7 protein-coding genes are annotated in these 4,926 nt (G+C 42.7%); all 7 read right to left on the minus strand.

Annotated elements, in window-relative coordinates:
- The coding region (locus PGX78_RS04485; RefSeq protein ID WP_270445561.1) for a hypothetical protein at window positions 1-439 on the minus strand (439 nt) is incomplete at its 3' end.
- Between the two features lie 117 nt (window positions 440-556).
- On the minus strand, window positions 557-1,153 hold the full coding sequence (locus PGX78_RS04490) for an SMI1/KNR4 family protein (RefSeq protein WP_270445562.1): 597 nt from the start codon (window positions 1,151-1,153) through the stop codon (window positions 557-559).
- Window positions 1,154-1,171: 18 nt separating this feature from the next.
- Window positions 1,172-1,357, minus strand: a complete 186-nt coding sequence (locus tag PGX78_RS04495) for a hemolysin III (protein ID WP_270445563.1) — start codon at window positions 1,355-1,357, stop codon at window positions 1,172-1,174.
- Between the two features lie 115 nt (window positions 1,358-1,472).
- Window positions 1,473-1,919, minus strand: a complete 447-nt coding sequence (locus PGX78_RS04500) for a hypothetical protein (RefSeq protein ID WP_270445564.1) — start codon at window positions 1,917-1,919, stop codon at window positions 1,473-1,475.
- Between the two features lie 85 nt (window positions 1,920-2,004).
- Entirely contained in the window at window positions 2,005-3,285 is a 1,281-nt protein-coding gene (locus PGX78_RS04505) for a DUF6630 family protein (RefSeq protein ID WP_270445565.1), read from the minus strand.
- Window positions 3,286-3,361: 76 nt separating this feature from the next.
- Window positions 3,362-4,657, minus strand: coding sequence for an amidohydrolase (locus PGX78_RS04510; RefSeq protein WP_270445566.1), 1,296 nt, complete (start codon window positions 4,655-4,657; stop codon window positions 3,362-3,364).
- A gap of 14 nt (window positions 4,658-4,671) precedes the next feature.
- A partial coding sequence (locus PGX78_RS04515) for an adenosylhomocysteinase (protein WP_270445567.1) occupies window positions 4,672-4,926 on the minus strand: 255 nt, incomplete at its 5' end.

Below are 4,926 nucleotides of genomic sequence, written 5' to 3' on the forward strand. Positions count from 1 at the left end.
CAGGTCCGCGTATAAGGTCTTCGATTCCGCTTAATGCAGTAGATGAGGAGGTGAACCCCATGAGTACAAAAAAGGCGGTCGTAATTATGTAGACGATTTTTCGGTTCGGCCGCACACTGTTCGTTAAAATGACGAAGACGAAGGCGGATACTGATATAGGCAAAGCCGGGGCGACAAGGATGCCCTTCCAAATAAGTCCCGCCATACCGATAGAAGGCATATCAAAGTACATATCCAATGTCGATATGACAACGAATACTATCAGTATTATCCAGGCGTACGGCAGTTCGCGAAGGGGCTGATTTTCATCTTCTTTTACAGGTTTTTGAATCTGTTTACAGGCCATTCGGCTAAGGCGAAAACGGTATTTCCACATTAAGACTGTACCGGCCGAAACCAGAAGGAAGAAAACCAATATACATACAGCGAGTATGACCATTCAGGCCTCCGTGTTATCGGTAAAATGAGAACTCTTCTATCATTTAATCATAAAAAATAATATTTTTCAAAAAAATGAATAAAGGTTCTTGTAGTTTTCCCGTATATTTCATTTTTGTTAAGAAGTTGTAATAATATTTTCCCGAATATCATCGATAAGGGAGGTAATATCCGGACATACATAAAGAACCTCATCCGGATCGTGAACATAACAAAGAATCTGTCCCGCCTGTCCCAGGTTCCCGGGTATAAAATCGAGCATTAAGTAACAGGAATCGCAATATTGTGCAAAGGGAATTCGTTTTTTATGAAATAGGTACGGTTGCAGTCTGGGATCGGCTTGCCTTTTTATCTCCTCTTTTGAAAAATAGTCGGGAAAATCCGTAAACAATGCGTTTTTATTTTGAAAATATTCTTTTAAGTGTTTAATTTCTTCCAAGGATAAAAGGGTAAATGAATAGTCACGATTATCAATGAATGCCGGTAGAAGGGGGAAAAAGCGGCTGCCGTTTTTATATGTATATATTTCTTTCAGGTCCTTAGGCAGCACTATATTGAAGTGATTTTCAAAATCGTGAATTTCCTTAGCAGTGGCTCCTTGAACCTCCTCATATTCCGCAAAGCGGCCCTCTTCCACCGGGTCATCCAGGTCCAAGTCTTCAAAGTATTCGCACACGTATTTTTCAATGCTTTTTATTTTTTCAATCAGGTCCATTACCTTATCTCCTGTTAATTATAATAAGTCTTGCCACCAACTCAGGATGTCACTTAAAGGAACATTGCCGACGAAGAAGGCCATAAATCCCCAAATAACATAGGCGGCAGCGTACAAAAAGAGCTTGCCGAAGAACGGAATCAGAATAAAGACGAGAACTAAGAGTAATGCTATAAAAAATATATATTTTTTAAATTTATCCATCGGAGCCTTTCCTTTTAACGATAAAATATTTCTGAGATTTACGAGACTCAAGCATTTCATTAACGGACTGTTCAATTCGAAGGGCATATACTTACCCTTTTTATGCGGGAAATATTTACTGACCTTCCTCAAGACTACAGTGAATTCCTCGCATTTCCATAAGTGAAAAAAATTCCAGCACAGCTTTTTTTGAAGCTTCCGAAGAGTTATAGATTTTCCTGCTGCCGTAAACACTCATGGCTCCCCAAAGAACGTTATCTTTTCCGTAAAGACGTACCAGGTATCTGCTTCCTCCTGACGTAAAAGGGGATTTCGTATATATTGCTCGAGCCTCTATACGAATAATTTGAGAAAGATCAAAGGTACTGTTGAAGATATTGTGGACATGAAGAATATCTCCGTCTATGTGATAAGGCGTCCAGGCTGTCCCCTGATAGCAGTGTATTATAAAACGAACACCGAAAAAAATGATAATCATACTAATAAAAATAACAGGAATTAGAATGATTAAACCGATTACAGCCGGCCAAATAAAATAATTATCCAAAAGTTGGGTAAACATAATATTTCCCTTCTATTAACGTTTCAAGGCTCCGTATGTACGTAGAAACAACGTATTACGGTTTCTTTATCCGAGAAATTCTTATCTATTCATTACTTTCGTCGATAGGAGCTAAATAGATGATGTTACTACCGACTGTTGCGGCTTCTTTTTGTAACGTTTCCAAGTCGATCAGATTTACGGGGAGCAGCACGAATAAGTCCGAATCCGTGTACAAGGATACTATACGAAATTGAGTGTTTTCCCAATATTTATTTATCTTTCGAGTAAAATCTTTCGACTCGCCGTCAGGTTTGGCGAAAAAAATATCCGGTGCGAGTGTAAGTTCAGGATGGCTACGAACGAGAGATATATTGTTTACGGCCTGTACAAAACTATCTGCCGATGTGGTAGAAGGTAATGCAGCGGCGATGCGGTTTTGAACTAAGATATCCCGTAAGGCCTGACGCATGTCGGTTTCACTTACATCCGTATTTACCGACTTGTCCGCCTTGGTCTTATAAAAAAAGGCGACGGGGTTTCTCAGAAACTTATGAGCCTCTTTCATGACCTTGGCATCGTTTCCCGAAAGATTTCCGACCAAGCGAATGAAAGTATCTTTGCGTTCTTGCTGTAAAGCGGCCTTTCTCGCTTGTGCCCGTTCCGCTTCGGCTTTATCGTACGTGCCTATAACTTCCCACGTATCCGTCAGAGGGATAATATGCCGTTCTCTATACTCCTTCATAGTTGAAAGGACCTCTCCCCTTGTAAGGCTCTTACAACTGAAAAGGGTGCTTTTTTTCTCATCGCCTTTACTGACTTCCAAAATAAAGGTGCCCGTTTTTTCACGCATTGTTTGCATAAAGGGAGATTCCATAAGACCTTGAGGCGGATACAGGATGAAATAGTATATATCTCCGCTCTCCAAGGCGATCATGGACTTTTGCACTTCGACAAAGGTAATGTTTGTTTTCATACCCGAATCGGTCTCTAAACGCCAGGTTGCGAGAGTTTTTCGGGCTTCTCTTTTTGATAAAGGTTTCTTTAAGGTAAAGAATACCAAAAGCGGAGGACCGAATAATACGAAAAGCAGAGGCCCGAGGAGAGTAAATACGGCAATGAAGTCTCCGGTCAAGCTATGGTGAGATGTTTTGTGAATCATAGTACTTAGGAGGGCATTGTTTATGCGATCCATATACGCCGCCAGCTCGGGGTATTGAAACGAAAGATATATGAAAACTGTGACGGAAACACATATAACGGTCATCATAATGACTAACAGCTGTTTAGCGATCTTAGTACAAATCCGCTCCTGCGTTATCAAGGTTAAGGACTCTAATTCGGGAATGCCCTTGCACCATTTTACGGCTCGCTCTTTTCCTGTCATAAGTAGTTCCCATCCCTTCTATGTTAATGATACGACAAAAAGCGTTCTACACTTGTTTGTGTGAACGCTTTTACCGCTATACCGACTCTACGGCAGCCAATAACTGCTTTTTCGTCTCTTCTGCCCGCGCTTTAATTCTTTCAATATCCAAGGTGACGAATTCTTTGTTCTTTAAAACCGGTTTTCCGTCTATAAATACCGTGTCTACGTCCATGCTGTTGGCACTGTAGGCCAACAAAGATAAGACATCGTTATGGGGATACCAATGGAGTCCTTCACGATCCATTAAGGTAATGTCCGCCTTATATCCTATTTCCAACTTTCCCGCATCCCTATAACCCAAGGCCGCGGCTCCGCCTTCAGTGAGTAAGTTTACTGCCGTTTCGGCGGGAATGATCGTCGGATCGTAAGTTACTCCTTTATGGATAAGGGCTGCCAGTCGCATTTCTTCAAAAATATCTAAATTATTATTGCTTGAGGCCCCGTCTGTACCCAAGGATACGGTAATCCCCTTTTTCAGCATCTTGCCGATAGGCGCCGTACCGCTGGCCAACTTCAGATTACTGCCCGGATTGTGGGCTACACGTACCTTTTTACGAGCCATAATCTCCAGATCTTCGTCATCGACATGAACGCAGTGAGCCGCTAAGCAACCGCAATCGAATACCCCTACCTTATCGGCCCAGGCAATAGGTGATAATCCGTATTGTTTTCTATGATTATCCACTTCCGCCTTAGTTTCACTTAAATGTATGTGAATTTCCGCACCGACGGAACGGGCTGTATCTACTACCTTGTACAAATATTCCTCGGGGCATGTATAGGGTGCGTGGGGGCCGAACATAACTGTAATTCGGCCGTCACAACTGTTATGCCACGTGCGATAAAAGTCGAGATTTTCCTGCAAGGCTGCGTCTGCATTCGGGGTAATTCCCGTCAGACCGCGACTCAGGCAGGCACGAATTCCCGAATCTTTTACGGCTTCGGCTACTTGGTCCATGAAAAAGTACATGTCCGCAAAACCGGTTGTACCGCAGCGAATCATTTCGGCAATACCGAGCATGGTTTGGGCATATACGACTTCTTCATTCAAGCAGGCTTCCGCCGGCCATATTTTCTTTTCCAGCCAGTCCATGAGCTGCATATCGTCCGCATAACTTCGAAATGCCGTCATGGCAATATGATTATGTGTGTTAATAAATCCCGGCAAAGCCAGCATGCCTTTGCCGTCTATAACCGTAACGTATGCCGATATGTCCTCGATTTTTTCGGGAAAGGCCGTAATACGATCGTCCGTAATTTCAATATTCCCCTGCTCCGTCACTACGTGATTGCGGTAGAGGCCTACGTTTTTAATCAGTGTTTTTGCCACCGTACCGGTCTCCTTTAGTCAAGATTTAAATAAGTTCTCTGTTCTTTACTGAGAGTATCTATTTCATATCCCATGGAATGTAGCTTTACGGAGGCTACGGCCATATCCGTCTCCTTAGGCAAGACATATACCCGATTTTCCAAAGACTTACCCTTATGAAGTAAGTATTCGGCGGCTAAGGCCTGAACGGCAAAAGACAGATCCATAATTTCAGCAGGATGGCCGTCGCCGGCAGCCAGATTGACCAGTCGACCTTCAGCTAGAAGATT

The sequence above is a fragment of the Megasphaera sp. AF13-6AC genome (assembly GCF_027685385.1).
In the GTDB taxonomy this organism is placed as follows: Bacteria; Bacillota; Negativicutes; order Veillonellales; family Megasphaeraceae; genus Megasphaera; species Megasphaera micronuciformis.